At 38.7% G+C, this 5,861-nt stretch carries 6 protein-coding genes; 5 read left to right on the top strand and 1 reads right to left on the bottom strand.

Going from position 1 to position 5,861, the window contains the following annotated elements; translation table 11 throughout:
- Together AC1DWN_RS25905 and AC1DWN_RS25910 are read left to right on the top strand one after the other, a co-directional pair.
- On the top strand, nt 1–400 hold a 400-nt coding region (locus tag AC1DWN_RS25905), incomplete at its 5' end, for a TetR-like C-terminal domain-containing protein (RefSeq protein ID WP_477561773.1).
- A 547-nt stretch (nt 401–947) separates the two neighbouring features.
- Complete coding sequence (locus tag AC1DWN_RS25910; protein WP_477561774.1) at nt 948–2,447, top strand: malate:quinone oxidoreductase; 1,500 nt, start codon at nt 948–950, stop codon at nt 2,445–2,447.
- Nucleotides 2,448–2,821: 374 nt separating this feature from the next.
- On the opposite strand, the gene msrA is transcribed toward AC1DWN_RS25910, so the two are convergent.
- Nucleotides 2,822–3,343 carry a peptide-methionine (S)-S-oxide reductase MsrA gene (gene msrA, locus AC1DWN_RS25915; protein WP_477561778.1) on the bottom strand — a complete coding sequence of 174 codons (522 nt, stop codon included), beginning with the start codon at nt 3,341–3,343 and terminating at the stop codon, nt 2,822–2,824.
- Nucleotides 3,344–3,609: 266 nt separating this feature from the next.
- Between msrA and AC1DWN_RS25920 the strand changes: the two genes are divergently transcribed.
- The 3 genes from AC1DWN_RS25920 to AC1DWN_RS25930 form a co-directional block, all read left to right on the top strand.
- Complete coding sequence (locus AC1DWN_RS25920) at nt 3,610–4,473, top strand: M15 family metallopeptidase (protein ID WP_477561775.1); 864 nt, start codon at nt 3,610–3,612, stop codon at nt 4,471–4,473.
- Nucleotides 4,474–4,579: 106 nt separating this feature from the next.
- Entirely contained in the window at nt 4,580–5,479 is a 900-nt protein-coding gene (locus AC1DWN_RS25925; RefSeq protein WP_477561776.1) for a Gmad2 immunoglobulin-like domain-containing protein, read from the top strand.
- Nucleotides 5,480–5,624: 145 nt separating this feature from the next.
- A partial coding sequence (locus AC1DWN_RS25930) for a hypothetical protein (protein WP_477561777.1) occupies nt 5,625–5,861 on the top strand: 237 nt, incomplete at its 3' end.

A 5,861-nucleotide genomic window follows, 5' to 3' on the forward strand; every position in this document is an offset into this window, starting at 1 on the left:
GCATCTTCATTATTTGCTCAAAGATTTGGAGGACTCGTATTACGAACCTTACCGGCATGTCTCTCATTTAATTCCCAGCCATCTTGACCCATCGACGATTCGTATCTTTCATCATGTGAAGATATACCAATTGTTTTATGAAATTGTGTTTGATAAGAAATCGTCGTTGTCTTACTATTATTCGTTGTTAGAGAAAATAAAAAGCTTAATGCACGACAGTACTTCAGTCAACCAATTGAGGGATATAGACGTCTCTTTGCTAGTCGCTTATCAGGCAAATGCCATTATGGGCTTGCTCATCCAATGGGGCGAAGAGGGCTTTGCTCGCAGCCCGGAGTATATGAACGAACAGCTCACGTATTTTTTGAAAATGCACGAACAGAAATCGTCCTCTGAATAGTTAACAGTATCTGCAAAAAAAAAAAACTCTCTGTTCCCGGATGGGATCTGAGAGTTTTTTTATTATGAAGCAAAAAGTAGTCATACTGTTACTTCCTTAAGGTCATTTCACAAGGGACATGGTACTTTTTGATGCGATGAAGAATATTATTAAAGCAATGGAGGATAACGGCATTAATATACTAATTCACGTGTCATTTATTGGAGTCCGAAAGGACGCTTGCTACATGAACGATACCAAATTTGGTTGCAACGACCGAGAGGCATAGGTTTTACTGGTAAAGACAACCAAAGCATTAATCCTTGCAAGAAGCTGGGTTAAGGTTTTGGTTTTTGTGTTCCTATTGCCTGGTGGAYGGATTTCTCACTGTTCACAAGCTTTTAAATAGTTTATAATTATCAGATAATGATAGATATATGAATCTATAAATAATTGTAATACACTATGAAATGTTTATAATTGAAACAGAAAAGGTGTGTGACTAGGTCTCGCCTGGGCAGAAGCTCCTACAACCTTTCTGTAATTACAAGGTATAAGGATGGGAAAAATGAGCAGCATAGAAACTAAAACAGACGTCATCTTAATTGGTGCCGGAATCATGAGTGCGACTTTAGGGACACTTCTAAAAGAATTAGTACCAGAATGGAAAATTACAGTGTTCGAGAAGCTCGAAAATGCAGGAGAAGAAAGCTCTAACGAATGGAATAATGCAGGAACAGGCCATGCGGCACTGTGCGAACTTAACTACACTGACGAAAAACCAGACGGATCTATAGATATTAGCAAAGCAATCAAAGTTAATGAACAATTTCAGCTTTCCATGCAGTTTTGGTCTTATCTTGTAAATAGCAAGCTGATACGTAATCCGCAGGACTTTATCATGCCATTGCCTCATATGAGTATGGTACAAGGGGAAGAAAATGTAACGTTTTTAAAGAAACGGTTTGAAGCGATGACCAAAAACCCTCTTTTTCAAGGGATGGAATTTTCCGATGATCCTAAAAAACTGATGGAATGGATTCCGCTTATTTTACAAGACCGTCCTACGAATGAATCAATAGCGGCAACCAAAATTGACTCTGGAACGGATGTCAACTTTGGTGCTTTAACACGCATTCTGTTTGACCACTTAAAGAGTAAAAAAGTCGATATCAAATACAAGCATAGCGTTGATAATATTAAACGAACTAGCGACGGCTCGTGGGAATTGAAAGTAAGAAACGCCAGCGGTAACATTGAACGCCAGACTGCCAAATTCGTCTTTATCGGTGGCGGGGGAGGAAGCCTGCATTTACTGCAAAAATCAGGTATTCCTGAAGGGAAACATATCGGAGGATTCCCGGTAAGCGGAATATTTATGGTATGTAATAATCCGGCTGTAGTAGCGCAGCATCATGCAAAAGTATACGGAAAAGCTAAGGTTGGAGCTCCTCCAATGTCAGTTCCGCATCTCGACACAAGATTTATCGACAATAAAAAATCGTTGCTATTTGGACCGTTTGCTGGCTTTTCACCAAAGTTTTTAAAAACCGGTTCAATGTTTGATTTGGTAACTTCCGTAAAACCAGATAATCTCGTAACTATGTTATCGGCAGGTGCAAAAAACATGTCATTGACAAAATACCTGATCGGGCAAGTTATGTTATCCAAAGAAAAGCGCATGGAAGAGTTGCGAGAGTTTATCCCCACCGCCAAAAGCGAGGATTGGTATTTAGAAGTTGCTGGCCAACGTGTGCAAGTAATCAAAGATACTGAAGCTGGCGGCAAAGGTACACTTCAGTTTGGTACGGAAGTAATAAGTGCCGCTGATGGCTCGATTGCAGCATTACTAGGTGCTTCTCCAGGTGCTTCTACAGCTGTTCACGTTATGCTTGAGGTACTTAAAAAATGCTTCCCGCAACATATAAAAGAGTGGGAACCGAAAATTAAAGAAATGATTCCTTCTTATGGCGTGTCACTAATGAAAAATCCAGAGCTTCTGAAAGAAATTCATACTTCTACAGCAGAGAMCCTAGGTCTAAGAGAAAAAGAACTTGCCTATAATTAAGATATTTATTCTTCTATGATGAAGTGATTGCGTGAATAATACGATATCATTTAAAAAACAAAGAATTTTTGATCTAGCTATAGATCAAAGGTTCTTTTTTTCTGAAAAATTACAATTAGAGAGACAAAAGGGAGGCAAGGACGGAATAAGGCAAAGGTGACCAAGTTTTATTGGCCGCCTTTGTCTTAAATATCTCCAACATTACGTAGGGTTCTTGAACAGTAAATCCAGTTTCAATATAGTCTGGTTTATTGATTACGTAATCCATTAGATATACTATCCGTGATTTGCTAACCGTGTTGCCACCACATATGCATCATTATTCGATGGATTGAGGGAATGGCGCATTTGTATCAAACGTTTGATATGATGTTCTAATCCTTACCCCAGTATTTTTCTATAATGGCATCGCGGCCAGAGTATACTCGGGATTCTTTATAGAACTTAGGATCCTTACGATGATAATTCTGATGATATTCCTCCGCCGGGTAAAAGATAGAAGCTTCCTGTATCCCGGTAACAATAGGTTTGTCAAATCGGCCACTTTTTTCAAGCTCTTCTTTAGACTTAATGGCAAGCAAACGTTGTTCTTCATTATGATATAAGATGGCAGCACGGTATTGGCTCTTACGATCATTACCCTGACCAGTGGCATCGGTAGGATCAATTTGAGGCCAATATAGCTCAAGCAACTTTTCATATGGGAAAATAATCGGATCAAAATTGATTTGGACCACTTCTAAATGTCCAGTATCCCCAGTAAGTACTTGCTCATAAGTAGGATTTTCAACTGTACCGCCCATATAACCGGATACAATACCATGTATACCTGGTTGTTCTTCAAATGGACTTACCATGCACCAGAAGCAGCCTCCGGCAAACGTTGCTTTTTCAATCAAACAAATTCCTCATTTCAGTTGAGTGATAATAAAGTTGTTAGTATAAATCATTATTATAATAATATTAGTAAACCAAGTCCATACACGATAACATTTATTAGTTGATCCCGATATTGTAAGAGAGAGCAGTATAACGGAAGGAGCTTCATGTAAAGAAGTTTAAGAAACAGATGAAATAATTTAAGAAAATTTTCATTTTTGACGTCATTTCTTTTTAATTAGTTTCCCTTATTCTAAATTGAATGATTAGGGGGAAACTAAGGATGAAGAAGTGRATTTTTGGGATTGTTATACTTTTGTTGCTTAGCTTTGGAGCTGTTCAACACAAAACGAAAGTCATTAATGAGGAACTACTAGAAAAAGCCTATCAAGTTCAAGAGGTAATTCCCCAAAAGAACAAAATTACTGTAAAAGTAACAAAAGACCAGATTTACAAGGGCAATTTGTTGTTGGTTAATAAGGATCATCCTGTACCTCAAGGAGGTGCAGAGTCTAAAGCGGTTAATCTATTTCAACATAAAGAACTAATAAAGGGATTCAGTTTGCTGGATAACACGATTCAGCTATCTCCAAGCATGGTGAAGAAATTTTCAACGATGATTGCAGCAGCAGAAAAGAAAGGAGTTAGCCAATTTTTAATAAGCAGCGGTTATCGAGATAACAAGAGACAAAATGAGCTTTATAAAGAAATGGGTGCTGAATATGCGATGCCAGCAGGACATAGTGAACATAACTTAGGCTTATCGATTGATATTGGATCAACTCAAGCGAAGATGAATCAAGCACCTGAAGGAAAATGGTTGAACAAAAACGCATGGAAATACGGGTTTATATTACGTTATCCTAAGGACAAAACCGATATCACAGGCACTCTCTATGAGCCATGGCATTTTCGCTATGTTGGTTTGCCGCACAGCGCAATTATGCAAGAGAAGAATTTTGTTTTGGAAGAATATTTGGATTTCTTGAAAGAACAGAAGACCATTACGACTACAATAGATCATCAAACCTATGAAATCTTTTACTATCCGATCTCTAGAAACATAACCATCCATGTGCCGGAGAATAGTCGCTATGAGATTTCTGGAAATAATATGGAGGGCGTGATTGTAACCGTGTATTCCTAATGAAACAATTTATGTATTCCCAACGTCAATTTGATTAAAGGAGTTGAACGACATTACGATTAGAAAAATGACACTTTATTTTTTCATAATATGTACATTACTCCTCATGGCTGCATGCGGACGCGAAGCGGAAGTAAACAGAGAGAATGAGCCTGGCGATGTAGAACCACCGGTGCAGGAAGAAATACAGCAGGTAATGGCCATAGAGAAGGGTGAGATTGTCTCCATTAACGGCAATAACGTATTAGTAACCGCGTATATTGATAAAGGAGATGACTCTTATGTTGAGGCGTATTCGTTGAAAATTACCGAAAAAACAGAGCTGCTTGATCGTGATGGTTCGACAGTAACAAAAACGGTTCTTCTCGTAGGCGCTCAAGTTGAAGCGTGGTACGATGGCCCCTTACAGGAGTCTTTTCCTGGTGGAGCTCATGCAGCGAAGCTGATCCTTTTAACGAGTGACCAAGAGCAATTGAGCATCGACAGATCAGAAGCGGTACGAATTGCGCTGGAGGCACAGACTGAACTGGCTCCATGGGCAGTTAAGAAGGCAGAGAAGGATGCTTCAAATGAATTTTGGAACGTAGAGCTTGTTCATTTTGAACATATCAAGCAGCCTGTCGACGTACTAATTAATGCGAAATCAGGTGTGATTACGCAAGTTCCTAAAATGGAAAATGAGGCGTTTCGCGTATATACTCCAGAACCTGCCGAGGAGCTTGGAAATGTGTTTGTCGTAGAAGGTGAGGCTCGTGTATTCGAAGGAGTGTTCAGTTGGAGTCTAGAGGACGGACATCAAATATTAGCAATGGGCGTAGCTCATGCTGAAGCAGGTGCGCCTGAGTGGGGTAAATTTTTGATAGACGTCAAATTTGATTTTGCCGTGCAACCAAGTATGGTGCTTGTACTTTCAGTCAAAAGCCCAAAAGACGGTACTGAACAGCATACGCTTGCTATTCCTTTGCAGGTGCAGGAAAAATTTATCAAAGCAAGGTCAGTGGAATAAAATACTAGACCTCTACAGTTCACTTCTTACTAGGATTTCTCACAGCGTCAACAGCAAATTCGGAGAAGTTTTCTGATTTATTAAATGATTTTAAAATACTAAACGATAATGATACAATGATAAGAAAAAAAAGCAGGTGCATACAGTGTCAACAACTTCTGAAAATATTTCTTTTATGGATTTCATGCTCAACCCAAGCTTTCTAGAGTTTAATAATGTTGAACATGAAAAACAGCCACGGATGAATCCTATTATTGAGGAATGGGATAACAAAACGTTGATTAATAATATATCAAAACTTAACCGTGAATTACTAAGACGTGATGCTCATGGATTAGAGAAGTCGCCATTTTCAGAATCAAATCAAGAATTACATTTACAT

This window comes from Paenibacillus sp. P4_A7 (assembly GCF_056402455.1).

What these genes read in the sequence shown, in the direction of transcription:
- AC1DWN_RS25925 (WP_477561776.1), top strand. Translation starts at nt 4,580, where the DNA reads ATGGCTGCATGCGGACGCGAAGCGGAAGTAAACAGAGAGAATGAGCCT.